This is a genomic window from Piscirickettsia litoralis, from assembly GCF_001720395.1.
GTDB classification, from domain to species: Bacteria; Pseudomonadota; Gammaproteobacteria; order Piscirickettsiales; family Piscirickettsiaceae; genus Piscirickettsia; species Piscirickettsia litoralis.
Genome location: NZ_MDTU01000003.1, coordinates 35,829 through 60,368, shown reverse-complemented (window position 1 = coordinate 60,368; position 24,540 = coordinate 35,829). Strand labels below are relative to the sequence as shown.

Annotated in this window: 31 protein-coding genes; 19 read left to right on the top strand and 12 right to left on the bottom strand. The window is 41.1% G+C overall.

The window, feature by feature from the left end:
- Position 1: 1 nt before the first annotated feature.
- A complete protein-coding gene (gene traC / locus BGC07_RS16640; protein ID WP_077217016.1) occupies positions 2 to 2,473 on the top strand; it encodes a type IV secretion system protein TraC in 2,472 nt (823 codons plus the stop codon).
- Positions 2,474 to 2,575: 102 nt separating this feature from the next.
- Here traC and BGC07_RS16635 read toward each other — a convergent pair whose 3' ends face one another.
- The 3 genes from BGC07_RS16635 to BGC07_RS16625 form a co-directional block, all read right to left on the bottom strand.
- Entirely contained in the window at positions 2,576 to 2,848 is a 273-nt protein-coding gene (locus tag BGC07_RS16635; RefSeq protein ID WP_069314191.1) for a type II toxin-antitoxin system RelE/ParE family toxin, read from the bottom strand.
- Positions 2,848 to 3,147: a TA system antitoxin ParD family protein gene (locus BGC07_RS16630; protein ID WP_069314190.1), complete on the bottom strand. Its 300-nt coding sequence runs from the start codon at positions 3,145 to 3,147 to the stop codon at positions 2,848 to 2,850. Before BGC07_RS16630 ends, BGC07_RS16635 begins: the two co-directional genes overlap by 1 nt.
- Before the next feature lie 135 nt (positions 3,148 to 3,282).
- Entirely contained in the window at positions 3,283 to 4,452 is a 1,170-nt protein-coding gene (locus tag BGC07_RS16625) for a Fic family protein (protein ID WP_069314189.1), read from the bottom strand.
- A 229-nt stretch (positions 4,453 to 4,681) separates the two neighbouring features.
- On the opposite strand from BGC07_RS16625, the gene BGC07_RS16620 reads away from it, so the two are divergent.
- Genes BGC07_RS16620 through traN form a run of 5 tightly spaced genes read left to right on the top strand, consistent with a single transcriptional unit; the run spans position 4,682 to position 10,445 of the window.
- Complete coding sequence (locus BGC07_RS16620; protein WP_069314188.1) at positions 4,682 to 4,996, top strand: hypothetical protein; 315 nt, start codon at positions 4,682 to 4,684, stop codon at positions 4,994 to 4,996.
- Entirely contained in the window at positions 4,993 to 5,502 is a 510-nt protein-coding gene (gene lepB / locus BGC07_RS16615) for a signal peptidase I (protein ID WP_069314187.1), read from the top strand. Before BGC07_RS16620 ends, lepB begins: the two co-directional genes overlap by 4 nt.
- A complete protein-coding gene (locus tag BGC07_RS16610; protein ID WP_069314186.1) occupies positions 5,465 to 6,700 on the top strand; it encodes a TrbC family F-type conjugative pilus assembly protein in 1,236 nt (411 codons plus the stop codon). The genes lepB and BGC07_RS16610 overlap by 38 nt, the downstream gene beginning before the upstream one ends.
- Positions 6,693 to 7,697: a TraU family protein gene (locus tag BGC07_RS16605; protein ID WP_069314185.1), complete on the top strand. Its 1,005-nt coding sequence runs from the start codon at positions 6,693 to 6,695 to the stop codon at positions 7,695 to 7,697. The genes BGC07_RS16610 and BGC07_RS16605 overlap by 8 nt, the downstream gene beginning before the upstream one ends.
- A 9-nt stretch (positions 7,698 to 7,706) precedes the next feature.
- Complete coding sequence (traN, locus tag BGC07_RS16600) at positions 7,707 to 10,445, top strand: conjugal transfer mating pair stabilization protein TraN (protein WP_069314184.1); 2,739 nt, start codon at positions 7,707 to 7,709, stop codon at positions 10,443 to 10,445.
- Positions 10,446 to 10,468: 23 nt separating this feature from the next.
- Here the strand turns inward: traN and BGC07_RS16595 are convergent, their stop codons facing one another.
- The 3 genes from BGC07_RS16595 to BGC07_RS16585 all read right to left on the bottom strand — a co-directional run bounded on the left by BGC07_RS16595 (position 10,469) and on the right by BGC07_RS16585 (position 11,973).
- On the bottom strand, positions 10,469 to 11,320 hold the full coding sequence (locus BGC07_RS16595; RefSeq protein ID WP_069314183.1) for a hypothetical protein: 852 nt from the start codon (positions 11,318 to 11,320) through the stop codon (positions 10,469 to 10,471).
- A 77-nt stretch (positions 11,321 to 11,397) separates the two neighbouring features.
- Positions 11,398 to 11,769 carry a hypothetical protein gene (locus BGC07_RS16590; protein WP_069314182.1) on the bottom strand — a complete coding sequence of 124 codons (372 nt, stop codon included), beginning with the start codon at positions 11,767 to 11,769 and terminating at the stop codon, positions 11,398 to 11,400.
- A gap of 6 nt (positions 11,770 to 11,775) precedes the next feature.
- Positions 11,776 to 11,973 (bottom strand): hypothetical protein, encoded by a 198-nt coding sequence (locus BGC07_RS16585; protein ID WP_069314230.1) that lies wholly within the window; start codon positions 11,971 to 11,973, stop codon positions 11,776 to 11,778.
- Between the two features lie 126 nt (positions 11,974 to 12,099).
- Here BGC07_RS16585 and BGC07_RS16580 point away from each other — a divergent pair, with 126 nt between their 5' ends.
- A complete protein-coding gene (locus BGC07_RS16580) occupies positions 12,100 to 12,876 on the top strand; it encodes a Rha family transcriptional regulator (protein ID WP_069314181.1) in 777 nt (258 codons plus the stop codon).
- Between the two features lie 638 nt (positions 12,877 to 13,514).
- Here BGC07_RS16580 and trfA read toward each other — a convergent pair.
- Together trfA and BGC07_RS16570 are read right to left on the bottom strand one after the other, a co-directional pair.
- Positions 13,515 to 14,414, bottom strand: coding sequence for a plasmid replication initiator TrfA (gene trfA, locus BGC07_RS16575; protein ID WP_069314180.1), 900 nt, complete (start codon positions 14,412 to 14,414; stop codon positions 13,515 to 13,517).
- Positions 14,407 to 14,598, bottom strand: a complete 192-nt coding sequence (locus tag BGC07_RS16570; protein ID WP_069314179.1) for a helix-turn-helix domain-containing protein — start codon at positions 14,596 to 14,598, stop codon at positions 14,407 to 14,409. Before BGC07_RS16570 ends, trfA begins: the two co-directional genes overlap by 8 nt.
- Before the next feature lie 227 nt (positions 14,599 to 14,825).
- On the opposite strand from BGC07_RS16570, the gene BGC07_RS16565 reads away from it, so the two are divergent.
- From BGC07_RS16565 to BGC07_RS16540, 6 genes are all read left to right on the top strand, one after another.
- Positions 14,826 to 15,047, top strand: coding sequence for a hypothetical protein (locus BGC07_RS16565; protein ID WP_069314178.1), 222 nt, complete (start codon positions 14,826 to 14,828; stop codon positions 15,045 to 15,047).
- A gap of 27 nt (positions 15,048 to 15,074) precedes the next feature.
- Positions 15,075 to 15,296, top strand: coding sequence for a hypothetical protein (locus BGC07_RS16560; RefSeq protein WP_069314177.1), 222 nt, complete (start codon positions 15,075 to 15,077; stop codon positions 15,294 to 15,296).
- Between the two features lie 8 nt (positions 15,297 to 15,304).
- Complete coding sequence (locus BGC07_RS16555; protein WP_069314176.1) at positions 15,305 to 15,505, top strand: hypothetical protein; 201 nt, start codon at positions 15,305 to 15,307, stop codon at positions 15,503 to 15,505.
- A complete protein-coding gene (locus BGC07_RS16550; RefSeq protein WP_069314175.1) occupies positions 15,498 to 15,725 on the top strand; it encodes a hypothetical protein in 228 nt (75 codons plus the stop codon). Before BGC07_RS16555 ends, BGC07_RS16550 begins: the two co-directional genes overlap by 8 nt.
- The gene (locus tag BGC07_RS16545; RefSeq protein WP_069314174.1) at positions 15,722 to 15,970 is read left to right on the top strand and encodes a hypothetical protein; all 249 of its coding nucleotides are present in this window, start codon (positions 15,722 to 15,724) and stop codon (positions 15,968 to 15,970) included. The genes BGC07_RS16550 and BGC07_RS16545 overlap by 4 nt, the downstream gene beginning before the upstream one ends.
- Before the next feature lie 111 nt (positions 15,971 to 16,081).
- Positions 16,082 to 16,462, top strand: a complete 381-nt coding sequence (locus BGC07_RS16540) for a hypothetical protein (RefSeq protein WP_139121812.1) — start codon at positions 16,082 to 16,084, stop codon at positions 16,460 to 16,462.
- 183 nt (positions 16,463 to 16,645) lie between these two features.
- Here BGC07_RS16540 and BGC07_RS16535 read toward each other — a convergent pair whose 3' ends face one another.
- The 4 genes from BGC07_RS16535 to BGC07_RS16520 form a co-directional block, all read right to left on the bottom strand.
- On the bottom strand, positions 16,646 to 17,389 hold the full coding sequence (locus BGC07_RS16535; RefSeq protein WP_069314172.1) for a hypothetical protein: 744 nt from the start codon (positions 17,387 to 17,389) through the stop codon (positions 16,646 to 16,648).
- A 32-nt stretch (positions 17,390 to 17,421) separates the two neighbouring features.
- The gene (locus BGC07_RS16530) at positions 17,422 to 17,625 is read right to left on the bottom strand and encodes a type II toxin-antitoxin system Phd/YefM family antitoxin (RefSeq protein WP_077217014.1); all 204 of its coding nucleotides are present in this window, start codon (positions 17,623 to 17,625) and stop codon (positions 17,422 to 17,424) included.
- Between the two features lie 63 nt (positions 17,626 to 17,688).
- Positions 17,689 to 18,723, bottom strand: a complete 1,035-nt coding sequence (locus tag BGC07_RS16525) for a TraG/VirB4 family ATPase (protein WP_069314171.1) — start codon at positions 18,721 to 18,723, stop codon at positions 17,689 to 17,691.
- A gap of 11 nt (positions 18,724 to 18,734) precedes the next feature.
- Positions 18,735 to 19,340, bottom strand: coding sequence for a hypothetical protein (locus BGC07_RS16520; protein WP_069314170.1), 606 nt, complete (start codon positions 19,338 to 19,340; stop codon positions 18,735 to 18,737).
- A gap of 452 nt (positions 19,341 to 19,792) precedes the next feature.
- Here BGC07_RS16520 and BGC07_RS16515 point away from each other — a divergent pair, with 452 nt between their 5' ends.
- From BGC07_RS16515 to BGC07_RS16490, 6 genes are all read left to right on the top strand, one after another.
- The gene (locus BGC07_RS16515; RefSeq protein ID WP_069314169.1) at positions 19,793 to 20,143 is read left to right on the top strand and encodes a hypothetical protein; all 351 of its coding nucleotides are present in this window, start codon (positions 19,793 to 19,795) and stop codon (positions 20,141 to 20,143) included.
- 85 nt (positions 20,144 to 20,228) lie between these two features.
- A complete protein-coding gene (locus BGC07_RS16510) occupies positions 20,229 to 21,206 on the top strand; it encodes an AAA family ATPase (RefSeq protein WP_077217013.1) in 978 nt (325 codons plus the stop codon).
- A complete protein-coding gene (locus tag BGC07_RS16505; RefSeq protein WP_069314168.1) occupies positions 21,203 to 21,472 on the top strand; it encodes a hypothetical protein in 270 nt (89 codons plus the stop codon). Before BGC07_RS16510 ends, BGC07_RS16505 begins: the two co-directional genes overlap by 4 nt.
- Before the next feature lie 73 nt (positions 21,473 to 21,545).
- Positions 21,546 to 22,526, top strand: a complete 981-nt coding sequence (gene bet / locus BGC07_RS16500) for a phage recombination protein Bet (RefSeq protein WP_069314167.1) — start codon at positions 21,546 to 21,548, stop codon at positions 22,524 to 22,526.
- Positions 22,513 to 23,481 (top strand): YqaJ viral recombinase family nuclease, encoded by a 969-nt coding sequence (locus BGC07_RS16495; protein ID WP_069314166.1) that lies wholly within the window; start codon positions 22,513 to 22,515, stop codon positions 23,479 to 23,481. The genes bet and BGC07_RS16495 overlap by 14 nt, the downstream gene beginning before the upstream one ends.
- A gap of 66 nt (positions 23,482 to 23,547) precedes the next feature.
- Positions 23,548 to 24,495: a DUF3150 domain-containing protein gene (locus BGC07_RS16490; protein ID WP_069314165.1), complete on the top strand. Its 948-nt coding sequence runs from the start codon at positions 23,548 to 23,550 to the stop codon at positions 24,493 to 24,495.
- The last annotated feature ends 45 nt before the right edge of the window (positions 24,496 to 24,540 follow it).

Genomic DNA, 24,540 nt, shown 5'->3' with positions numbered 1-24,540 from the left:
CATGTTTATCAAGCGCAGTTTTTTCTCCGATGAAACCATACCAAAGTCTGTGCGCTGTTCTTCTTTAATTCCAGCTCAAGCCTACAATGCTGAAGATGAACTCTATCTTACCGATGATAAAAGCCTAGGTTTTGCGTTTTTGTGTGAGCCGATTAATGGAGTTAATGACACTTTATTTGAAGAAGTGAAGTCATTTCTAAATGGGGATTATCCTGCGGACTTTCTTATGCAATTTTGCTTGTTTCGCTCTCCTGATATTTATAAACAAATCTCTCAGATTTTTAATATCCGCAAGCATTTTTATGACAAAGATATGAATGAGGTCATCAAAAAACGAGCTGATTTTTTACTGAGTAACACCACGAAACCCATTAGCAAGCGGATTAGCAGCCGAATATCCGATGTAAAGCTTATTGTCTCCTGTAAAATGCCTATTGCCAACAACCAACCTACAGAAGATGACTTGGTACGTTGTGCTGAGTTAAAAAATAAAATCTACAGCAGCCTAGATGCCATAAAGTTATACCCCATCAATATCAACCCTGACATTTATATTCGCCTGCTTGAAACAATGATGAACTGGGAAGAAAATGCAGGCTGGCGTGAGTTCGAGTCAACTCGAATGCAATGGGATGAAGAAACGCCAATCTCAGAGCAAGTTTTTGATTATGGTAAAGAGGTGGGAGTTTTCAAAGACCATATCAAAATTGGCGACACATACACACGCACCTTATCAGTCAAAACGTTTCCTAAAACCCTACGCTTTGGTGATGCAACCGCTTATTCAGGCGACTGGATTGCGGGAAGTGATAGTAAGTCTGCCGTTAGTAATAACTACATGGTTGTCTGCAACATGTTTTTTCCAAAAAGCGATAAGGAGAAAAGCAAGGTTGAGCGAAAGCGAACTTTTACTGTGCGTCAAGCTTATGGGCCACTATTAAAGTTTGTTCCTGTTCTTGCAGACAAGCATCATGACCTTGATCTCATGTATAAATCGATGTCACGCAACAGCTCTAATCCCATACGCATTAGTATGACACAGGTATTGTTTGCTAAATCACTAAAAGAGTTGGATGAAATTACTTCAAAGTCAGACAAGTACTGGCACTCGAAAGGGTTTAACTTAAAAGCAGACGTTCACATTAATCTGCCAGTTTTACTAAATGCGTTACCACTGGGTGCTGACCGCTATGCAGTACGTGACTTATTTCGATACAAAACCATGACCTCAGAGCATGCCTCAGTGATTGTGCCTTTATTTTCAGAGTGGAAGGGCACAGGAACACCACATGTTTCATTAATTTCACGCAATGGACAGCTCATGAGTTTTTCACTGCATGACTCTAATTCCAATAAAAATGCAATTATCGCTGCGGAATCTGGAAGTGGTAAATCATTTTTCGTAAACGAGCTTATCCTTTCTTATTTATCTGAAGGTGCTCAAGTGTGGGTGATTGATGTCGGACGCTCTTATGAAAAATTAGTCAACACGCTGGGCGGTTCATTTTTACACTTCGGTGCGAGTTCTGATGCCTGTATTAATCCATTTCCAATGGTCGAATCCTTAGTGGGTAATAAAGAAACTGAAGATGAAGGTGAGGAAGATGCCATTATTGGTATTTTACAGGCAATGGCCGCGCCAAATGAAAAACTGTCGGACTTACAAACTTCTCAACTTAAAAAGCATTTACATGATGTTTGGGCTATTCATGATCGAAACACGCTGATTGATCACATCGCAGAATCTCTACTCACCGATAAAGATCAGCGTGTCAGAGATGTTGGCACTCAACTTTATGCGTTTACAAGTAAAGGGGCATATGGCAGATATTTTAATCGTGATAATAATGTTGATCTCAATGGCTCATTTACCGTGCTTGAACTCGAAGAGCTGAAGGGGAAAAAAGACCTACAAAAAGTAGTACTTCTTCAATTGATCTATCAAATCCAGCAAGAGGTTTATCTAGGTGATCGTGACCGCAAAAAGATTGTGATTATTGATGAAGCCTGGGATTTATTAAGGCATGGAGACACCGCCGTTTTCATGGAACATGCTTACCGTCGATTTAGAAAATACGGCGCTTCAGCCGCTATTGCCACTCAGTCCATCAGTGACCTGGATAGCACCAAAGGAAGTGCAGGGCGAGCTATTGCTGCGAACTCAGCAATTACGTGCCTGCTTATGCAAAACCCTGAGTCGATCAGTGAAGTAAAAGAGTCAAAACGCTTAGTCATGTCTGAACCTGCATTCAGGCTCCTTGAGTCCGTCAGAACTTTATCTGGTGAATATTCTGAGATATTCATCAAGATGAAAGAGTCTTTGGGCGTAGGTCGCTTAATTGTCAATGATTTTCAGAAGTTGCTTTATAGCACGCACCCGGATGATGTAAATGCAATTAAAAATCTCACTGACCAAGGCTTAAGCGTGAATGAAGCAATTAGTAAGCTTTTAGAAAGTGGTTACTTAAGTTAAAAAGTTAACTTCAATTGGGTTTCAGTACTTAAATTTAGCCACAGCAAAAACTAATATTTCAGCCCCTTCTGAGGTAAGGGGCATGGGCTATAAGGCTGTGTCTTACTTTTTCAAATCTCTATAAAAGTTCTCATGTGACCCCAGGCTCATCAAGGTTAAAACCTGAGAATAAGCGTCAAAAGTATAAGCCAGTAGTGTTTCTTGCTTAACCATACGGAATTTATACACCAAGACACCTGTAAGGTTCCCAGTCTTTGACTCTCCCAACGAGGGGTTGCCCATTAGTTCTCTAACAGCAGTATTAACATCAGTTTTTTGGTTATTGTGTAACTTTTTGTACACTTTCCTGAACGATGGTGATTGATTAACCTGCATTACAAATTAGTCTCTCGGCCATCGCCAGATTCACCTTCTGCGATGAAAGGTACTGTCTCACCACGCTCTACTTCACCTTTAGCTTTTAAAATATCTAAAATAAAGTTCAAAGGTAAATCAGGGTTATCCTCTGCTATGGATAACATATAGTTCAAAGATAACTCTGGATTTTCCTGCGCTAAAATGCCAAGTTTCACAAAATAGTTAATTTGGCCAGTGAGTGATCTTTCGTAAAGGTTACTGAACCCTCTCGCTGTATCGACATAATCGTCATTAATTTTTATGGATGTCGTGCTCATATTGCTATCACCTCATTTTCATTAGCTTTCATAATCAGTTAGATAGAGTATAGCACAAAAGGTTCCAAAAGGGCGCATATTGACACCTTTTTATTAAGACATTGAGAATTAATGCATTTAATGAGTTAATGGCAATCAATATGCGATGACATACTGATTGTCTTCACTAATTTCCATAAAGCCGAGTTCAACTAGTTTTTTGATGTCACGATCATACATTCTAGTATTTTTATATAACGCCTTGAAGTCTACACTATTGATTATGCTTCTACGGTTTCTATCACTTTCTTCTCTACTTCGAATTAATTTTAATATTATTGCTTGACGCGAATTGATTTTTTTATTCGCAACAGCAGCATCTTCATGGTCTTGTTGGCCTCGCTCTTTTAGCTTTAAAATCAAGCTAGCCTGACAGCGATTAACTGTGACTAGAAACCCTTCGAGGAAAAACTTAATAAAGGGTGTTAATGGATAGGGTTCTCCATTTTTGATTGCAAGCCTACACTCGTCAAACAGTTTGAAATAAGTTTCTTGGTTTGCTAAATAATAGTCATTTACTTTGTAGGGAACTATATGATAACCACTACTTTGTAAAGCATAGACCTCTATGATACGACCAACTCTCCCATTTCCATCAAAAAAGGGGTGTATTAACTCATAATAGAAATGAATTAGAGGAGCTACATACAAAGGGTGAACACCACTTTCTACCAAAAGCTGCCAAAATGCACGATATGAGTTCATCAGAGTAATGATGTCATCTAAACACTTAGGGGGGCGATACCCTGTTAAGCCAACTCTAGTCGGTGCCCCAGGCTTATTATCTCTGTATATTCCAGGTGTATTCTGCTCATGCGCCAAACCCTCTGTAACCAACTTATGAAGTTCTTTAATATCATTAAGGTCTAAAACTTTTTTAGCTATTTTATTATTGAGTAAAAGTTGATCAATATACTCATAGGCTTTTAATAGATTTAAAACTCTAAGCTCTTCTTGTTCCTTTGTAACTTCATGACTGCCACGACTTACAATTTGTTCTGTTTCATCCTCAGTGAGCGTTCCTCCTTCAATGGTGTTGGTTGAATAAATCGAAGAAACTCGAAAAAATTTTGCTTGCTCTTTCGCAAGACTAGGGAAAGATGCAGCCGCCTCATAGTAGCGATCATGAGCATCTTGTGCTCTCAAAAGCAAGTGATCTACTTCAGGACTAATGCCAACAACAAATTTAAAATGGCCACTCTTGTGAGTTACTACTTTATCATCGTAACTTCTCATAGAGCCTATCAAATCAGAGTCATCTATCATTTTGTCTCTACAAATGTCTCAAAGGTTAATTCATCAATATATTGATATTATTAGCTTTATATCAAAAATCCATAAAAAATGTCTTCAATAATGTCTCAATTATAGCACAAAAACAGACCAAAGTTTTTTCAATTCATCGACGCTGAAAGTCAAAATCTGGTCTTCTAGCCCCAGTAGCCACCTAGAGAGATGAGTCACAATGCCTCCAACAACTCGTTAGGAGGCTATCATGCACATCAAACAAACTCTCATTTCTGTCATAGTTAGCAGTATCATTGCAACAATTGTCGTTTTTCTTTTCTTTCACAACAAAATATCACACCTTGAAAATCAGCTTGCTCAAACACCGCCCATTGCAGTCGTTGATCTGACCCAATTTGTTCAAAGCTACCCGAAAGGAGCCTCTGAACAAACGGTTAATGCACGACTTAATAAGTTGCACTCTGATATTGCCAAGCTTAAAGACGCAGGTTATCTCGTCCTTAACGCCAATCAAGTCATGGCCGCGCCGAGTGACATTTATATCGAGGGGCATGACCTATGAAGCTCTTCAGAAAAAAACAATCATGGTGGTGGTTTGGACTAAAGTTTTTTATTGTGATGAGCATCGTCGGCAGTGTTGCAGTCTTCGGTAGTCGCTATCGATTCGATTATGACCCACAAACTGTAAAATGCTTGCCCGGCTATTCTTTTTTTCTAGTGGATACCAAAGATAAAGCATTAGTGCGAGGCCATATCTATGCTTTTCATTCCGGCAAATTAAAGCCTTTTTTCTCCGACTCAGATCACATGGCAAAAGTCTTAGTTGGGCTGCCCGGTGATCAAATTCAAATCAATGCAAAAGGTATTTTCGTCAATGGTGCTTGTGTCGGTCATGGTCTAACTTACGCAGACATCCTTGGTCGAACACCACAACAACTCTATGGAAAAACCACCTTAAAGCCTAACCAGTATTGGTTTATGGGCAAAAGCGATCAATCCTTCGACTCACGTTATTGGGGAACCGTCAGCAATGAACAAATTATCGGTCGTGTGTATCCGTTGTTTTAGCGTGTTGGCTTTGAGCCTTCACACTCTCTATGCCAACTCTCTGTCCGATCAGGACATGAAAATCGTTCAACAAAGCCAAAAAATCATGGCACAAGCCAAGGAGAAAGACTTTGCAGATATTCTACATCCCTCAAAAATGGCTGAAGAAAAACAAGAGGCCATGCAACTTTATCATCAGTTATCAGAAACCAACCCAACGCTTAAACAAGCACGTCAAGACCGACAGCAAGCCTCCTATTACAAGCTCCATAAAATTTTGGTGTTTGCCTCACTCGCAATGGGGGAAAGTGGGCTAAAGGCATTGCTTAAGCGTGTTCACACCTTACCTCAAGCCGTTGTGGTTTTTCGAGGGATTCCTAAAGGCATGCCGATCATGAAGGCACTGATTAAAATTCAATCCCTCGGTGCTCAGTTAAAACCTGTTCCCAATATCATGCTAGACCCCACCTTATTCAAAACCTATCACGTCACTGTAGCTCCAACGATGATTTACTTGAGTGATCAGGTTATTAACCCAGAAGCTACACGACCTGTTTATAAACCGCTGGCCAGAGTTGAAGGTCTATCTAATCCACACTGGCTGATTAACCAAGTCAAAGACAGACATGCAAAAGACTTTGGCCAAGCAGGAGAAACAGTGGCGATTTCTGAACCTGACCTGATCGATGTCATGAAAGAACGTGTCATGAAAATTGACTGGAAACAGAAAAAAGAAGCCGCGATTAAACGCTTTTGGCAAAAACAGATTTTCACCGCTTTACCTGAAGCTCATAAAGACAAAACACGCATTATCGACCCAACAATTACAGTCACACGCAATATTCAAGCACCGAATGGTCAAATTATCGTGCCAGCAGGCAGTTCAATTAATCCACTGCACATGCGGCCTTTTGATGAAGCCCTCGTCGTTTTTAATGCAACTGACCAGAAAGAATTAGCTTGTGTTCAGCAAGCCGTGCAACGACTCAGGTACGACCCAGCAATTAAGAAGGTCATTTTAATCACAACACAACTCAACCGGACACAAGGCTGGAAAGACTACAAGCAGGTCACAAATCTATTTGAAGCCCCCATCTTCTTGCTTAGCCCAGACATTAAAAACCGCTTTCAGCTTGAGCGCACACCCTCCATCGTTACGGCAGAAGGTGATCACTTTATCGTCCAAGAGCTAGCGATTAAAGGAGGCCCAAATGTTTAAAGCCCTTTGTTTTCTTGCGGTCAGTTGTCTATTTTCAATAACTACACATGCCTCTACGGTGGGGTGCCCCAATGCCGATGTGATCAGTGGCAAACTCCTCACCGATGTCTGCTGGTCGTGCCTCTTTCCAATCAAAGTCATGGGAGTCCCCATCAGTGGCAAAGGTGGGCGTGTTCCATCGGGAGCCGCCGACAACCCCTTATGCATTTGTAGCGATGATGCCGGTTTGCCCCGTCCGGGGATTACTACCTCAATGTGGGAGCCTGCGCGTCTTGTCGAGTTTGAGCACGTTCCTGGCTGCTCCTCTGTGCTTAATGGCATTACCTTTCCTTTTGATCGCTTATTTCAGGGCACCAACGGCACGGGTGATAAAGATGGGGGAGACAGTTCCTTTTATCACTTTCACTATTATGCCTTTCCCTTGCTATCCATCTTGGATTTATTTATCAAGCGTAACTGTAATGCCGATGGTTATATGGACTTGGACATCATGTATATGTCAGAGCTTGACCCTACCTGGAATAATGATGAACTTGCTTTCTTTGCTAATCCAGAAGCCGCCGCCGTTTCCAATCCAATTGCGACTGCTGCGTGTTCTGCCGATGCGATTGCCGCCAGCACAGGTCATCCCATTTCATCAATGTTCTGGTGTGCAGGAAGTTGGGGCAACATTTACCCGTTCTCTGGCAACCAAGCAGGTAATCAAGGGGTGTTAGAAGACACCAGCTTACTTTCTGTGCGTGTTCTTGCTGCATTACATCGTCGAGGTTTAGCGTGGCAAACAATGGGCGATAGGGCGCTGTGTCGTGGCTTTATTAATCCTGTCCTCCCCAAAGCGCAATATAAATTCACCATGTTTTATCCCGTTGCTGAAACCGATTCAGATCACGTCATCGGCCAATCGACATTGGTTTGGGGGGTTGGACGTACCTTGCCTGGAATCGGTGAAGACCCCGTGTATCTGGTATGGCGCTGGGTAGATTGTTGCAACAACTAGGAGACTCTCATGTTTTTTGAAAAGCGAATAAAAAAGATCATTGCCTCCACTCTGGTTGTTTCAATGAGCGTGTTTTCCATCAACAGTGCCTTTGCTAATTTTACACTCAAGGGGGACAACTCTGATTTTGAAAAAACTGCAAAAGAGGCACAAGACCTTGGTCATCAGTGGGGCAAACAACTCGGCGCTCAACAGCAAAAGTCCACCAATAATAATGGCGAGATTGTTTGGGGCGACCAGAAGAACCAAATGAAAATTAACATCAAAGACCTCTTCCCCGGCACCAGCCATGTGTCAAAAGAAGACATGGATTATTATTTTCCCGATGGTAAAGCCCCCGATGTGAATGCCATGCAAAATGCCGCCAATTCCAGCAGTGCGATGGATGAACTCGGCAAACAAGCCAAAACTTCGCTTTATGGCGACTCTAAAAGTGGTCATCCGTCAATGATGGGGCAGGTGTATGATGTGGCTGAAAAAACCTTCAGTGATAAGTCACGTCCTGACTTAAGCAAAGACCCGATGTTTCAGCAACAAAAAAACATTTTCGATAATATCGACCTCATTGACGCAGGATTTACCGATTGCAAAAAAGACACGGAAATCATCAAGATCAAAGAGAAAAAACACTTGCCAGATTATAAGCAGTGTACTCAAATTAATGACCGCTCTGGTAGTTGTGTTGTTAATCATACCTACAGTGCCAGTATTATTGAGCACTACAATGGCCCCTTCAACTACAGTCCTTGTGGTAAAGGTTGTATGTTGCTTTGGATTGGTCGTGTTGGTGATAACTATTGGGGTGGTAATTGCTCGATCTACCAAGAAGAAACCAAAGTCCGCGTCACTAATCCCGATGCTATTACCAGTGCCACACTCGAATACGCCAAGTGGGATGACTATATGCAAGTGTGGGTCGGCAAAGATGGCATGGAAAATAAAGTATGGAATGGCCCTAATGATAACTTTCCTCCTGAAACTCCCGGCGCATGTGAGTTAAGCACCAGTTGGGAGCGAGGCTTGAATGTGGATGTGACTGACGCTTTCAAAAAAAACGTTGACCCTGGTGAGATTGTTAACTTTAAAGTCCGTGTCTCCGTCACAGGCGGCGGTGAGGGCTATGCACGTATCCGCATTCACTTTGACCCGAAAAAGGTCGTACAGCGCGATGAGTGGACTCCTGAGAGCTGTGTCGATGCGGCTCAAGGGATTTATGATGGCTTTGCGAAAGGCACAGTGAAATGTATTCAAAACCCTGCGGATAAAGATGGCTGCACCGTCATGAATGGACTGAAAGTATGTAACCCTTATTTTAAAACACCACCACTCAAAGGCATTCCGCCCTTATGTACCAAAGTACAAGTGGATGCGGACTACAAACAAAATAGCGTAGACGCGCTCAAATCAATATATGCCTACGACTCCTGTGATCAATACAAGGATAAATGCGGCTTTATTAATTCTAAGTGTGTCGATGGCTCCAAAGGGAAGTCAGGGCTGTGTTATATGTTCACAGACACCTACGACTGTGGCAAAGATGTTGAAGTTGAAAATAAGAAGAAAAAATTCGTTTATAAATGTCCGGGGGCTGTGGAATGCTTAGGCGGTGAATGTGTCGATAACACCGCAGGCAAGTCGCAAGATTTTGCGAAAGCTGCTGCGCTCTTACATGTTGCAGAATTTATGACTCAAGACATGAAATGCGTGAAGCCCGATGCAACGCAAGATGTGACTTGTAAAGTGTTCTCTGGGAAGGCTGGAAGCTGTCATTCAGGCAAGGCTGCACAGGATTGTTGCGAAGCACCAGAAGGAATTTCACTATCAGACTATATTACATTGATTATGGCCGCTCCAAAGCTTGATACTGGGATTATGAGCCTTGGAGACACAAACATAATTAAAAGTGCTTACTCAGCACTAAGAAACCCTATAGTGAATAGCTGGACGGAAGCGGTAAAGCCTTTTTCTAACTTCGTTGACAATATCTCTGGCGCTTATGAAAAACTAACTCAACCTATTGAAGATTTTGTAAAAGAAATCATGAAGGAGTTTGAAGATAAACTTAAACAAATCTTTTATGACATGTTTAAAAAGCAGGCTACCGAAGCAGGAGCACAAGCAGGTGCATCAGAGGCTTCTGGTACAGCAGCAAAAAGCATGGCGACTGGTGCTGCAACATGGTTAGCAACTGCCATGACCATTTATCAGATTTATGTCATCACTATGCTGATCTACAAGCAGTTTATCATTGGTGCTTGCACGAAAGATGAATATCAAATGAACGCACAAAGGGAACTGAAAAATTGTCACTACATTGGCTCTTATTGTGGCAAAAAAGTACCAGGTTTAGGCTGCATCAAAACGATTAAAGCTTATTGTTGCTACAACTCGCCGCTCTCTCGAATTATTCAAGAGCAAGTACGGCCCCAACTTGGAATGAGTTTTGGAGCTGCCGAGCACCCTTCCTGTGATGGTATTCCGTTAAATCGACTTAATGAAATTGACTGGTCAAAAGTAGACCTTTCTGAGTGGCAGGCCATATTAAAAGTCACAGGTCACTATCCTAAAGATGCAAGTGATCTTAATATAGATAAACTTACAGGCAAAGGAAGCACTCTTAACATCAATGGTGACAGAAAAAATGCCATTGAGCGCACGAAGCAAAGAATAGATGGTCTTGATATAGATAAGCTGAGGCGAAAAATGACTAAAAATATTATTCCTGATATTGGCGAACCTACACAATAAAATCGGGGGCGTTGCCCCCTTGTTCAAATCACATAAAAAAGGGGCTTCCCATGCTCCAATAAATATGGAGCTTTAACTACTTTCCCACTTGGCAAGTGAAATTGGTTGGGTGCAATGTACATAAAAGCCCATTTTGGCAAATTTTTGCTCAAAGCTTCAAAAAATTCTACCTCTGATATTTTTCCCATATCTCCTCTTTTAAAACCAATATTATTGTAGGAATTATTTCTTGCTACGGAATATTTATAAGATTTTTTACCTTTATTACTTGTCTTTAAAAATAAAGGAGCTTTCTGAATATAAGGTTCGTAAACTCTAACGCCAACGATACACATGTTTTTAAGAAGCTGATGCTCCATTGTTGGGCAGTTATATTTTTTACTGTAAATATAATACTCATAAACATCTTCATCCTCATAACGTTTATGATAATCCACTCCCATATCTTTGAATGTTTTCTTTAATGCAGCTCTAATAATTTTTTTCATTTTCAGCAAAGAGTCTTCTTCGCTAGTTGCCATACCTTTAGGCATCCAAGCAAAGAAGTTATTATGCTTATATTGATCTTCTGGTTGTACAAGCCAACTAATTAAGTTTAAACCACCACTAGCTAAGCCTGACAAACCAGAATAAGGTATATAAAATCCAGTTGCTGTAAACGCTGCCCCATATTCGCCAGAGTTAGCCAAGCTGCCTGTGCCAGTTTTAGGTTTATCGTAATCACGGATACCTTGCTCTAAGCCTGCCGCAGTAGACAAGTTATATGCACGAGAATGATCTGAATCATATTTTGCCGCGCTTTGCATAGAGGCACAGCCATTCAAAAGCGCATAAGATGCTGCCAAAGCAGCAATTGTAACAGCCTTCTTAAACATCGTAACTCCTTGTTAAGATTAATGTTTTATGAAGGCCATTATACAGGAAGCCGACAAAGATGCTCGGTGGGCACACTCTATGAAGAAAATACGGATACTACAAGCATTGCTGCATAAGAAGAAATCATACTCAAAGTAAAAAGCTTAAGTGCACGTCCAGCAATGAAATAAAGGCGTGAATCGTTGAAATCCGGTTGTAGCTTTCCTTCTTTAGCTCTTAATAGCCGCGTACCATAACGCTTCGTCAGGAAAAATAAGCCTAAAGAAAAAACTACGGCCAAATTAAAGCTCGGGCCAAAACCACTCTTCAACAAAGTGTAAATCCATAGTATCACCAGAAACACGCCAAAGCCCACACCAAGCAACTTCACATGCTGGCCCAGAGGGTCTTTAGCAGCAATTTTCACCAACCATTCGGCTAGTCGCCTCATATCATCATTTTTCGCCATACAGCCTCACGAGTCTGATTTTTTCTTAGAATGCATCTTATCCCACAGCTTTTTTGTACCACTTTTGGTACTTTGCCAAGCATGGCTCGTTGCTGTTTCAGCTTTGCCTGCCCATTGTTTAAACTTACTAGTTGTGGTGCTATCAGAAGCCCAACTAGAACCCAACATCAAAATAATAGGAAAAATTACTGCTATTTTCCGCATATTTACACCTCGAATCGCGGTTAATATTGAAAGCGCATTATAGCAGCCTTGAGCAAAGCAGGCTATTTCTCTATTTATCGCTAAAAATGTTAATATTAAAGATAAGTGAAAAAGTGAGGCCAAAAGATGCTCAATCTCATTACAGATTTGGTCGAAGTCCATGACGGACATGCAGTTACGACATCACACAAAGTTGCAAAAGTCTTTGAGTTAGACCACGATAACGTTATTCATGACATTGACACCTTGCAGTGCAGCCAAAATTTTAAAGAGGACAACTTCAAGCGTTTTTTTGAAGTTGAAAACAAACCTATTTACCAGATCACCAAAGATGGTTTCACTATGCTTGCAATGGGATATAACAACGAAAAAGCAATGCAATTTCGTGAACGCTATATTCAAGCCTTTAATGAGATGGAAAGCAAGCCTACATCACCCCCTGTACCTGAAGAGCAATTGCGACTGCAATCTCTAGAGCAAGAGCTAAAATTCAAACGAGATGCGGCGGCAATGCAAACTTTGGCAGGTTTTCTCAATGTCTCTGACTCTGGAAAGTTGTTAATGGCGCAGAAGTTGTGTGAAAGCAATGGAATTACGACAACCATGCTTCCAGAATATGTCGAAGCTCAAGTCTCTTATGCGCTGTCTGACCTCATCAAAAAACATCAACTCAATTATTCAGCACAAAAAATCAATAAGCTGTTATTAGAGCATGGCTTTTTGCAAACGAATAAGCGTACAGGAAAAAGCGGTAAAGAAAAAACCTTCAAGTCCATTACTGACAAAGGATTGAAGTACGGAGAAAATAAACAGCACCCTCAGTCACCAAGTGAAGTTCAGCCTCATTGGTACGACTCTCGTTTTAAAGAATTGATGGCTGAAATTTTAGTGACAGTGGAGTAGGGCGAAGGCATTCTTTCTCCTATTCTATTTTTATAAAAGCTTATAAGAGCTTATAGAGAAAATTGATCGTCTTAAACATGTTGATAATTATAGGGTTATGCTTGATTTCAATAAAAGATTTGCATTTGATATGTCGATAATTTTGCATTTGATATGTCGATAGATTTGCATTTGATATGTCGATAGTGCATTTGATATGTCGATAGATTTGCACTTGATATGTCGATAGATGCATTTGATATGTCGACACATTCTGCATCTGATATGTCGATAGTTGCATTTGATATGTCGATAGTTTTGCACTTGATATGTCGATAATTTGGTAGAAATGTTGCTATCTATATGAATATAAAAGTAGTTTATGAGCTGATTATATTTAGTTTGCATTTGATATGTCGATAGTTTCAAAGGACAATGTGGCCTTACCTATTGATATACATATTGTTTTTTGTTTTGCATTTGATATGTCGATAGCTTTGTATGCGAAGAACCTGCCCAGTAGAAAAGCAATAGCTACTACTTTGATTAAATAAAAGTTTATGATGATGATTAAGTCCTGCATTTGATATGTCGATACTGCAAGAATTGAGATAAACCAACAAAAGCTAGATAATATCTAAATTGTTTCAAAAGTGTGCCTACAGTCTAGTTATGTATAACTTTCCATCTTCAATATAGCCTTTTGCAATTTCATTTCCTTCTTTTTCGAGTTGCTTGATGGCATTCTGTAACGATATTTTAAAGTTTCTCATTGGTGATTGGCTGCCGCATAGCTTACGAATTTTTTCTAACGAGATACAATGGACATTGTTTTTTGTATCATGGGATAAAATATAACCGTACAACCATTTAGCTAAATCGCCCTTTAGCTTCTTTCTTTTTTCTCGTTCAAGGAATGTATAGGACTTATTCGAAAATAGTTGTGAAATTTTTGTGTCAATTTTTAAGATAAATTTTTTACGGTCAGAGTCATAAATGAAAGTGTCTATTAAATGGCCACAGTAAGACTGTTTCCCAGCTTCTATTTCCACTGTTCCCTGATTTAACCTTCTAACACTCTTATCAAGCCATTTATATGATTCATTGTTTGTGCGCCTTCCGATAGTTGTAAGCATTTCATATGGAGTTACATGAACAGTTGCACCGAACCCATGAGATTTAATTAACTCCAAACAGCACATCCAGGTATCCAGGTCTGCTTGATCTAGTTGATAGCCGCTGTACCTGATTTTGACACTGCCATAAGCGGCTATTTCTTCTCCCTTCATTGACTCAGGACTAACTCTAAACTCTTTACGAGCACCACGTTTTACTATTCCAAATAACGCGCTTCTTAATATGTGATATGGTAATATTGATTTGTCATTACTTGGCTGTACTGGAAAGGGTATAACATCGCAAGGCTGTTTCATTGCCATTAGCTTTTGAGCTGTATCATCATTAAACACAGTCTTTTTTTTCAAACTTGAGTGTTTACCCTTCTGTTCGATGTTTTTTATTATCTCTGCAATCGATGATGATGAAACTTCTTTAGCCATTGTCCTGTTCCTTAGAGGTTTTATTTCTGCGTATAAACTGTTGGTAGCCATTTAGAGATGTTTCACTTATGAACCAAACATTGCCTCTTTTTTTTGCCGGTATTGTACCTTTCTTGCAGAGTATCCTTAAATTAGTTGGCGTTACTCCAGCAATATCGGCAGCTTCTTTCAGGGTATAGTCCATAGTTTACTCTCTTCTCTTTATTATCATGCCTATAACTTTAGCATAAAGATTACCTAAAAGTAAAAAAAAATACAATTAAAAGAAAAAGTTATTTACTTTTAAGTAAGCTTATGATTTAATGCCTCATATAGAGAAAGTTTACTTTCTTGCAAAAAAAAAGCCCCTCCGCGCTACCAACACTGAAGGGGCTTTGACAATCCCTTAGACTCAAGATTAAGGAGATCATCATGAGTAATTCTACCGAACCCTCTTTATCTCTTCAACTGTCAAAAACGGACATCCGCGATCTTGGTGCGATGCTGCATTTTCTTCAAAGCAGAGCGAAACAACCTATTCCAGTAGCTCAGCGAATTTTGAAACAGTTAGATTCCCCAGCTTTATTGTCACAACCTGACAATCACTCAAAGCAGGTGATTGTAACGGGCTTATGCAGTGCTGAAATACGTTAACTCATCATCAAGATCAAGGGGACTATCATGTCTGGATTTATTGCTAAAAATAATCAAGGTCAGGCTGTCGCTCGTATGGAATTTTCTGCTGCTGACCTGACGCGCACATGTGCGCTGCTTAGAAAAATTGAAGGAGGCATTAAGCGACTCAACTTGGAAGCTTCAGATCAATGTATTTTGCACCTGATTGCGGCTGACTTTGACCAAGCAGCCTATGAACTTAATCAGATCAACAAAAGTCGTTGTTAGGGGGGGTTATGAGCACCAAAACTGTTGCTATAAATCTCAATCCACGCGATGCAATTTATGTGACTGCCTATCTGGGGTTGGCCAAAGATAAAGATACGGTGAATAACAGTGATCTTGATCGGCTTTGCAATATTTTTTTTAAAGCGATGATGCAAGCCAACATCACAGGAACGTTAGAAGATTATGATGGAGGGTTGAGTCATGCGTAAAACGACTGCCGAAGGCTATCGTGCCTATGTCAAGAACGTACAGGAGTTGCTGTTCCGTGTCTGTGGTGAAATTGAGTTCGTCAAAATGGCGGCTAAAGAAGGCGAGTACGAGGATATTGAGTTCTCAGGCAACTTGCTTTTTGAGATTAGTGAAGCATTGAGCGAGCGCGGTCGATTTTTTATACCGCATGAGCGACACGGACAGGAGGCGCGGTCATGAAAACAATCAGAAAAGGTGATGAAATGGATGCTTTTATTGCTGAGATTTTTGAGCGTAATCGCCAGAATAAGGAACGACAAACTGCACGGTATTTGTCACAATTGGACTTCAAGTTTCAGTACAATGCGCTGGCGACCATACATGACTTTCTTGGGACGAAAGAATCCGAAAGAGAACGTGCTCGTCAAGAGTTGTGTGATCGTTATGGCGTTGATGCTGTAGAAGCTAAGGCACTTTTCTTTTAAAATATGCCCCTTAAAGTATGGGCTTGTTTTTCATTGATCGGATAAAAGTTATCTTTTAATATCAGGGAGGCACTGCTTTTGTCGCAGTGATGGATAATGATAGGGTTTATTATGTTTTTGATCTCTCAGTCGTTTGTATGTATCGCCTTTACTTTTTGGCTGGTGGTTAATTTATTTAACATTGATGGTTTGAGCATTCCTGCACGAATATTTTTCCTCGGTAGTGATGTTTGTATTATTGCAGCATCGTTGCTATCTATGATGGCAATCGCGATGCATAGCAAGCCGATTAAATGCGTGGCAATGGTATTGTCGTTTATCTGCTTAGTTGCTTATGCTGGTGTGATCGTTTATGACAATACAGTCGTGTCGCCGCCAATTTGGGAGCGATTTGTTTATTTGATGTTTTCGTTGGTTGTGATTATTAATGCGGCGTATTGCATTTTCACAGTGAAAAAAAGAACAGCGCACGTGGTGGTAACTGAAAAGTAAGGGTAGGCGCTATATTTTCAGATATAGCGCTTGGGAAGACTTAAACTTAAATAAATGGACTTTCACTTTGATGTTTCTTATCTGCATGCATACAAAAGGTACATTAAAATATATCACAAGGAGATTTACTTATATCAAAGGATAGAAAAGCCCTTTTCAAAAGGGCTAGTTGATGGCTACTGTTTAAGGTCTTCTATGCTGCCTGGAAAAAAAATAAGTAATGCCATTATTCAAGCCTTGGGAGGGATGAGAAATATTCATTTTGCCTGAGTCACTCGTTTCATCATATTGTTCAATCTCACTGACAATATGCTTAAGGTGGTCTGTTGCAGATTGTTGTTGAGCACCACCAGCGAACAACTCAATGCCACCACAAGGATTCGCTGTGCTTGGAGATGCGATAGAGCTTGTCGCAAAGGAACCTGTCTTCAAAAAATTAGCTTTTCTGTTTTTCAGGGCATTGATTAAAATTTCCTGATTGCGCTCTATTTTTTCAAGCAAGTGTGTTTGTTTGTTGAGTGCATTTTTCCTATCCATTGCTAGTCTTAAGAGTTGCTCGTTAGTGATTATGCGATAGCCTTCAGGGTCTACAACTTGCATTGCTCTACTTAAGGCGTAGAATTTATCATTCGCCTGAATCGATTTAAACTGGTGAGCCAGTGCAATCTCATCATTACTATTTGTTTGGTTAGCAATTTTTTGGTTTTCAGATAAGGCAAAGTTATTATTGTATTTTTCATTGATAATTTGCCTAATTAAGCCTTCAACATATCTGTTGATAGTTTTTTTGTTGGCATTATCCATAGCAGTTTGAAGAGCTTCATCTTTGATTAGCTGTGGTTCATTGCTTATTGAGGCAGCGTGAGATGATGCTGCTACAATAATAATTGTGCTCAATGTGATTAAGTACTTTGTAAAGGTTTTCATGGTTTCCCCCTTTTGATGTATAAATTTATTGTTTAATAAGGAACAAGCATTGCTATTTTTCGGTTGCGTTTTTGAATTTCAATAAAGACCCCTCGATCTAGCATGTTAACGATTTGCTTCAGGTTTTTTTGAAGCTCTGAAACACTAATGGTCAGAAGCACTTCACCTGCTTTGTTTGTCACTTTGGCCTGCTGGCGTTTGGCATGTTGATAGGCTTGGCACATTGCTGTATTCATTCTATTCTTCCCTTATATCTTGGGGCTGTATTGACACAGCCCATTAACCTTTAATCGTTTGGTTTATGCACTTGTACGGATAACTTGCAAATGCTGCCTATTCGATGGAGCCTTACCGTTAGGAGCAGTAACTTCAACTTGGCACTGAAACTCTTTTTTGTACTTCTCTAAGTCGTCATGTGGCTGCGATGTTGCAACAACACTGACCTGATAAGTGTTAATTAAGGGGAGTAAGTGAGTAATTGCATCAAATCGAATAATCTCGTCAATACAAATTACAATCGGGGTTTGAGGGTTGGCGAGGCGGTAGCGTAAGGCTAAAAAGCAGAGAAACACAGCGAATTGGTTTTTCTTTTTTGATAACTCTGAAAAATAGTGATTATCGCCGATATGGATAATATCTTGACTAAAGTCAATCTTTCTTTTGTTACTGTAAATTTTTTGATAGTTTGCTTCTGCTTCTGAAAGTCGCTCAAAGAGCGTCGATGCTTGCTTATTCCCATAGCTCATTTCTTCACAGGCGAAAATCAGGTTAGAAATGAAGTTGGGTTCCCGGTATTGCTCAAATGCACTTTTCACAATTGAAACCAGCGTATTTTTATAATTTTCAAAACTTCCTTGCAAAGCTAAATTACCGCCTGCGATATAATAAACAAGTTCAGCAATGAGTGTTGAATGCTGTTCAAATTCGTCAGCATTGTTTGTTTCTTCTAACAAACTGGTAAAAACAGGGTGGCAGTAGCTGTCAAAATTTGATGTAAAAGGATGTTGAATCGTTTGTCCGCCAAGTTTTGCAACTAGCTCTGCAAAAGAGTGACCCACATCAAGAATTAAGACTTTTGCACCTTGAGAGCTTAGCTTTTTTATTAGAGTCTTAAGCTCAAAAGTTTTACCTGCGCCAGATTCTCCTGTAATCAACATATTTGAAGCAGTTTTATCTTCTTTATTGAATAGATTGGTAAGGTTGAAGTCCATTGGGGGCGAGCTGGCTATGATAGCCGGAGCATCTTTATTTTTGTTGTGATTTTTGAGCATGCTCTCAGTTTTTGGGCTATTTTCGTTCCATTGTTCGTCGATAATGATTGTTTTACTTGTCATGATCTTTTTCCTTATGCAACTTTTTGATTAGATTCTTGCTCTTGAGGTTGACTTTCAACTTTCGGAGCTTCTTCGCTTACTTCTTCTGATTTGCCTTTTTGTCGTGCGGCATTGCGGGCGCGTTTTTCGATATTGGTGACACGACCTAAAAATTTATTCATATGAGAAATACATTCGCCATGTGCCGCGCAGTGCTGCTTGTCTCGTAAAGCACCAGAAAACCACAAAGCGTCTATGAGCTGGATGGTTACGTCCATTGTTTGAAAGGTATTAATCAAACGAAAGACCAGTGGTGAGTTCACCTCGATGGTGGCCTCCAACGGTTCGCTATAAGTGGGTATTTCTTGAATACCTTGAGATTTAATTAATTCTTTATAACGATTAATCGAGTCTTTTAATTCTGTTTCTGCTTTATTAAAGTAGCCCAAGATCATATCTTCTAATGTGTCAATATCATCTTCTTGGCCAATAACACGCAATATGACGCTTAGGCTAAACAATGAATTTGAGACAAAACGAAAACGGTCATGATAAATGCGTTGTGCTTGTAAGGTATTGAGCTTAATGGGGCGTTTAAGTACAGGTTTTGATTGGAGCGCTTTTCGCTTATCGGCCATATTCCTCTCCTAGTTTCTTGATATTTCAATGCCGCTAGAACACAGTTTAAAAGGGAGTAGAAGGCAACCATTGGGGCTAAATGACCACTTTTGTGCAGCACTCTCGGTTTACATAAAAAAATATCTTTGTTAGGATGAGACTACTTGTTATCGCTTCGCGCGATACATCGACGAGCTAATCTGGAGTTCGCTAAACCACCAGACAATATCCTCGAAAGAGGCACTCTGTTTTAATCGATTAAGTTTGATTGAAACACACCATAACCTGTAAAGGTTTTCGGCTTAACCCTTTTCTCGGTTAAGTTTATTACGCCACCTAAACGCTAGGTTGGATTATTCCAAGCACCACCTTATTTATTTAAGGTCGATTTGCTATTTTACACCCTCTGGGAGCAACGTATTCTCCCACTGGGAAAATTGTGTTTGCTCCTGATTATTTTTAGGAGAAACACATGAGCCATTTCATCGTTATTATTGTCACACTGGGTTTACTTGCTCTCGCTTTAAACGGCCTAAAGCAACTTATTGTACCTCTGTTGACTTCAATAATACGGGCGCTCTTTCCTGCGTCACACGCTCAACCTCAACGAGTAAGACGACTTGCTATGAGTCCAGTGTTAACTCAAAACTGGGCGCAATATGACGAGCCTGCTTATTTGCGCAATCAAGACCAACCGCATCACTGTTTAAGCAAACGTGTGGTTGTGCCTATTAACATCCTCAATGATTGTTCTGCAATCACTGCGGTTTCAAATCAAGAAATCAGTGTCAACTGTCACCCACAAGTGATTGGCGCACTTTAATTTCTAAATTAACACCTCGATTGGGTATGCACTTTTTACCCAATCGTGGGGAGCGTGTGTACTCAGCGATCTACAGGAGTACACCATGAATCATTCAATGACCGTTTTTACGGTGAAAGAACGTTTTGGGTTTGATGTTGACTTGCGTGTCTTGGGTTATCTCGATGAGACGCATCCCTGCATTCCCAAAAAAGATGACAATTACCTGTTTCGTCGTGAGTTCTTGCGAGACATTTTAGCGTTTTTAGCACAACCGTGCTCTGATGCGCTTTATATCTCCGGGCCGACAGGTTCAGGTAAAACCTCGGGCGTGACTGAAGTCGCAGCTCGATTAAATTGGCCTGCCCAGCAATTATGCGCCCATGGGCGCATGGAGCTTTCCGATCTGGTGGGTTCTATTCAGTTGGTTGCTGACCGGTTGGGCGGCACTAAAACCACATTCGTGCATGGGCCATTGGCACGTGCAATGAAAGAAGGACATATTCTTTTAATCAACGAAGTGGATTTAGCTGACCCGGCGGAATTGGCCGGACTCAACGATGTCTTAGAAGGACGACCGTTGGTGATTCCACAAAACGAAGGTGAGGTGATTCAGCCTCATGAAATGTTTCGTGTGATTGTCACGGGGAACTCGACAGGTTCAGGTGATTCCAGTGGGCTTTACCAAGGGATTCAAATGCAGAACTTAGCTGCATTAGATCGCTATCGGTTTATGCGTGTGGGATACGCTTCTGAGCAAGAAGAGTCGTCTATTTTAGATAAAGCAATACCGAGTCTACCGGATACCATTCGTTCGTCGATGATTAAAGTCGCTAACGAGATACGCCGGTTATTCCTAGGTGAACAAGGTCACGCTGGAACATTGAGTATCACCATGTCTACACGAACTTTGGTTCGATGGGCGCGGCTTACTCAAACGTTTAAGGGTGCACCTAATGCGATTGGTTATGCCTTAGATCAAGCGTTAACTTTCCGAGCAAGCTATGAAGAACGCGAAGCTATTTTACGCATTAGTAAAGATGTTTTCGGGTCATCCTGGCGAGAAGAGGAGCAAGCCGCATGAGTATTCAGTGCCAGCTCTTCTGGAAAGAAAACGAATATTGGGCCATAGGCTATCGTCAATTACAAAACTCAACCGTGTTGTTAGAAGTGAGTCAGCGTAAAGGCGCTCGACACAAGATGACTTATCTTGAAGCTTTTAAAACCTCTGATATACCAAGTGCTGTTCAAGCATTAGAGCGTTTGTCGATTTGCAAAAAACTTGATGCCGGGTACGTTCCTGGTGAAGAGTTTAATGCTAAAGGCAACGCTTGTTTTAATTTGCTGTAACAGATCAAACCCAATGGGGATATGCTTTCCCCGGTTGGGTGAGGTGTATCCCTTCTTATTTAGGAGATACACCATGATAAATGCAAATAACTCACTGGTCATTCGTTTTGCAGAGCGGTTTAACCTTGATGCGGATAAGCTTTTAAATACTTTAAAAGCCACTGCATTTAAGCAACCGGCCAGAAAAGATAAGAGCGGCCATTGGGCTGCCCCCGACATTTCAACTGAGCAAATGGTGGCTTTGTTGTTGGTCGCAGATCAGTTCAACCTCAACCCCTTTTTAAAAGAGATTTGGGCGTTTCCTGATAAAAAAGGTGGAATTGTTCCTGTCGTGAGTGTGGATGGATGGTCACGTATCATCAACGAAAACCAATTTTACGATGGGATGGAATTTCGCTATGCCGATAATAAAGTGAACCTCGATGATAAGCATAAGTCATGTCACGAATGGATAGAGTGTGTGATTTATCGTAAAGATCGCTCACACCCTGTCTGTGTTCGTGAGTACTTTGATGAAGTCTATCGTCCTGCGATTGAGAAAAAAGGGGATTACGGTAATTACACGATTGATGGGCCTTGGCAATCACACCCAAAACGGATGTTGGGCCATAAGGCACTGATTCAAGCGGCACGAGTTGCGATTGGTTTTGCTGGGATTTATGATCTCGATGAAGCTGAGCGCATTTGTGAGATGAATCGCCAAGAAGTCGATATTACCCCAACCAAACAGCCGACCAATGTGGTGCCTCTGTCTACAGCGACACCGGGATTGGAACAGGAAGCACGTAGCTCACTTGATGTAACTTTAAATCAGTTAATTGAGCGAGCAAAACCCTCTGGATGTTGGGATACTGCAAAAAGCTATGTCGAGTCAAAACTGCAAGGGGCTGACAAAGACTATGCATTGCAACGACTGAGTGAAGCGCAAGCTGAATTTCAGCCTACCCCAACGCCTGAAACACCTGTTGAGGAAGCAGAGTTTGAGGCACCAGCTCAAGAGACAATAAATCAAGCTAACTTCTATTTCGGAGGAAATGCCGATGAAAGTCGTTGACCTGATTCAAGGCTCTGATCAATGGCACGCTTGGCGCAAGCTCGGCGTGAGTGCTTCGGATGCTGCGGTGTTTATGAATACTTCGCCTTACAAAACGCCTTGGCGCTTGTGGGCTGAAAAAACGCAACGTGTGGAGCCGCCTGATTTGAGTGATAACTTCTTTGTCAAAAGAGGACATGCACTGGAACCTGCGGCACGCGCAAAGATGGAAGCACTGTTGGATGATTTACTCATTCCTCTCTGTGCTGAAAGCTCTGAACATTCAGTGATTCGTGCTTCGTTTGATGGCTTAAGTTCACAGGGGTTTCCTGTTGAATTGAAAGTCCCCTCACCTAAAACGTGGCAGGATGTGATTGAGCAAAAAGAGCACAGCAAGGCTTACCAACTGTATTTTTATCAAGTGCAGTATCAAATCTACGTGGCAGAAGCGCAGCAAGGTTATTTGTGTTTTTACCATGAGGGTCAGATTAAGGTCTTTTTGATTCGGCGTGATGAAGAACTCATTTCGCAATTGGTCAAAAAAGCCTCGGCGTTTTGGCAGGCGGTGCAAACCGATGTTGCACCAGAACGTGACCCTGAGCGTGATATTGCTTTATTACACGGCGTGCAGTCTGAGTATGTGTCTGAGTATTGCTTTTACGCAGAAAAACTCGCTGCATTGAAAAAAACGGTCAAAGCCTACGAGTTGGCACAAAAAGGGTGTCTTACTGAACTTGAAAAAGGGATGGGGAACAACAAAATTGCCGACTTCGGTGGTCTAACACTGACGCGCTCAATGGCAAAAGGAGCGATTGATTATAAAAAAATCGTCGAAACTTTATTGCCACAATTGAGTGATGATCAGTTAAACCAGTACCGTAAATTAGGGTCAGAAAAGCTTCTACCTAAAGTAAATAAGGCCGCTCTGGTTCAGAGTCGCCCTCACTTTAATGAACCTTTTTCTGCCTATTTTTAATTAAGCCTCTTCGGGCGCACCATTGCGCCCCTGGGCGCATGGTGTTTATTTTTTGAGGATAACACCATGAAACAAGCACAAATTTTAGAAGCACTGAGCGTATTTCAGTTGGACTTTACCATTTGGAGTGGCATGACTAAGCTTTCAATCAGCGACTTAAAGCTGGGTGAAGGCGGCGACATTCCTCCTGAGCGGTTAGCACTTTTAGGACGCAAACGTATTTGTAATCCTGACTTGCTAAAACACTTCAACAGTCTAAAACGCCGTGCCATTAGAACGTGTGAAAAATATGGTCTGAACTTTTTGAATGGTTATGCTGTTCCAACCGCCAAAGAAGATCAGCTTGCCCAAGAACTCGACGTGATTTGCGATGAGTTTGAGGACAATAAGCAGTTATTCTTGTCGGACTATGACGCTTCACTGGAAGCCTGGATACATGAAAATCAGAACTATGCGGCGGCGATTCAATCGAGCATTATGCCGAAAGAACAAGTCGCTAAACGGTTATTTTCTGGTTATCAGCTTTTTAAAATCCAACCCAGCAGTGATGCCAGCTCTAAACGATTAGAGCAAGGTGTCGATCAGTTGGGTGATGATTTAATCAGTGAAGTGATTCGAGAAGCCGATGACCTCTATCAAAATTTAGTGGGTAAAGATGAATGTCACACTCGGATGAGCAATAAGCTTGCTGTTCTGTGCGACAAGATTGATGGGTTATCCTTTTTGCATGGCGCAATCTTACCGATTGTCTCACTCATGCGTGATGTTCTACGTGAAGTGGAATGTTTGGATGGCCACAAGATCATGGGCAACACTTTTCATAAATTGATGAGTCTGTTGTTGCTGCTGAGCGACCGTCACCGCATCGAGCAATTTGCGCGTGGTGAAGTGTCTGCTCAGGCATTCTCTACCCCCTTACCGACTCAACCGAAAACTCAACTGGACGATATGGATGCATTTTTTGCAGCTCAATCCACCAGCGAAAATTTTCAAGCTGAGTCTAGTTACTTCTAAATTACATCTAAACCCCAGTGGGAGATACCTTCCACTGGGGAGGTG

Excerpts from the sequence above, each read along its gene's own strand:
- traC (WP_077217016.1), top strand. The coding sequence starts at position 2 with ATGTTTATCAAGCGCAGTTTTTTCTCCGATGAAACCATACCAAAGTCT.
- BGC07_RS16635 (WP_069314191.1), bottom strand. The coding sequence starts at position 2,848 with ATGCAGGTTAATCAATCACCATCGTTCAGGAAAGTGTACAAAAAGTTA.
- BGC07_RS16630 (WP_069314190.1), bottom strand. The coding sequence starts at position 3,147 with ATGAGCACGACATCCATAAAAATTAATGACGATTATGTCGATACAGCG.
- BGC07_RS16625 (WP_069314189.1), bottom strand. The coding sequence starts at position 4,452 with ATGATAGATGACTCTGATTTGATAGGCTCTATGAGAAGTTACGATGAT.
- BGC07_RS16620 (WP_069314188.1), top strand. The coding sequence starts at position 4,682 with ATGCACATCAAACAAACTCTCATTTCTGTCATAGTTAGCAGTATCATT.
- lepB (WP_069314187.1), top strand. The coding sequence starts at position 4,993 with ATGAAGCTCTTCAGAAAAAAACAATCATGGTGGTGGTTTGGACTAAAG.
- BGC07_RS16610 (WP_069314186.1), top strand. The coding sequence starts at position 5,465 with ATGAACAAATTATCGGTCGTGTGTATCCGTTGTTTTAGCGTGTTGGCT.
- BGC07_RS16605 (WP_069314185.1), top strand. The coding sequence starts at position 6,693 with ATGTTTAAAGCCCTTTGTTTTCTTGCGGTCAGTTGTCTATTTTCAATA.
- traN (WP_069314184.1), top strand. The coding sequence starts at position 7,707 with ATGTTTTTTGAAAAGCGAATAAAAAAGATCATTGCCTCCACTCTGGTT.
- BGC07_RS16595 (WP_069314183.1), bottom strand. The coding sequence starts at position 11,320 with ATGTTTAAGAAGGCTGTTACAATTGCTGCTTTGGCAGCATCTTATGCG.
- BGC07_RS16590 (WP_069314182.1), bottom strand. The coding sequence starts at position 11,769 with ATGGCGAAAAATGATGATATGAGGCGACTAGCCGAATGGTTGGTGAAA.
- BGC07_RS16585 (WP_069314230.1), bottom strand. The coding sequence starts at position 11,973 with ATGCGGAAAATAGCAGTAATTTTTCCTATTATTTTGATGTTGGGTTCT.
- BGC07_RS16580 (WP_069314181.1), top strand. The coding sequence starts at position 12,100 with ATGCTCAATCTCATTACAGATTTGGTCGAAGTCCATGACGGACATGCA.
- trfA (WP_069314180.1), bottom strand. The coding sequence starts at position 14,414 with ATGGCTAAAGAAGTTTCATCATCATCGATTGCAGAGATAATAAAAAAC.
- BGC07_RS16570 (WP_069314179.1), bottom strand. The coding sequence starts at position 14,598 with ATGGACTATACCCTGAAAGAAGCTGCCGATATTGCTGGAGTAACGCCA.
- BGC07_RS16565 (WP_069314178.1), top strand. The coding sequence starts at position 14,826 with ATGAGTAATTCTACCGAACCCTCTTTATCTCTTCAACTGTCAAAAACG.
- BGC07_RS16560 (WP_069314177.1), top strand. The coding sequence starts at position 15,075 with ATGTCTGGATTTATTGCTAAAAATAATCAAGGTCAGGCTGTCGCTCGT.
- BGC07_RS16555 (WP_069314176.1), top strand. The coding sequence starts at position 15,305 with ATGAGCACCAAAACTGTTGCTATAAATCTCAATCCACGCGATGCAATT.
- BGC07_RS16550 (WP_069314175.1), top strand. The coding sequence starts at position 15,498 with ATGCGTAAAACGACTGCCGAAGGCTATCGTGCCTATGTCAAGAACGTA.
- BGC07_RS16545 (WP_069314174.1), top strand. The coding sequence starts at position 15,722 with ATGAAAACAATCAGAAAAGGTGATGAAATGGATGCTTTTATTGCTGAG.
- BGC07_RS16540 (WP_139121812.1), top strand. The coding sequence starts at position 16,082 with ATGTTTTTGATCTCTCAGTCGTTTGTATGTATCGCCTTTACTTTTTGG.
- BGC07_RS16535 (WP_069314172.1), bottom strand. The coding sequence starts at position 17,389 with ATGAAAACCTTTACAAAGTACTTAATCACATTGAGCACAATTATTATT.
- BGC07_RS16530 (WP_077217014.1), bottom strand. The coding sequence starts at position 17,625 with ATGAATACAGCAATGTGCCAAGCCTATCAACATGCCAAACGCCAGCAG.
- BGC07_RS16525 (WP_069314171.1), bottom strand. The coding sequence starts at position 18,723 with ATGACAAGTAAAACAATCATTATCGACGAACAATGGAACGAAAATAGC.
- BGC07_RS16520 (WP_069314170.1), bottom strand. The coding sequence starts at position 19,340 with ATGGCCGATAAGCGAAAAGCGCTCCAATCAAAACCTGTACTTAAACGC.
- BGC07_RS16515 (WP_069314169.1), top strand. The coding sequence starts at position 19,793 with ATGAGCCATTTCATCGTTATTATTGTCACACTGGGTTTACTTGCTCTC.
- BGC07_RS16510 (WP_077217013.1), top strand. The coding sequence starts at position 20,229 with ATGAATCATTCAATGACCGTTTTTACGGTGAAAGAACGTTTTGGGTTT.
- BGC07_RS16505 (WP_069314168.1), top strand. The coding sequence starts at position 21,203 with ATGAGTATTCAGTGCCAGCTCTTCTGGAAAGAAAACGAATATTGGGCC.
- bet (WP_069314167.1), top strand. The coding sequence starts at position 21,546 with ATGATAAATGCAAATAACTCACTGGTCATTCGTTTTGCAGAGCGGTTT.
- BGC07_RS16495 (WP_069314166.1), top strand. The coding sequence starts at position 22,513 with ATGAAAGTCGTTGACCTGATTCAAGGCTCTGATCAATGGCACGCTTGG.
- BGC07_RS16490 (WP_069314165.1), top strand. The coding sequence starts at position 23,548 with ATGAAACAAGCACAAATTTTAGAAGCACTGAGCGTATTTCAGTTGGAC.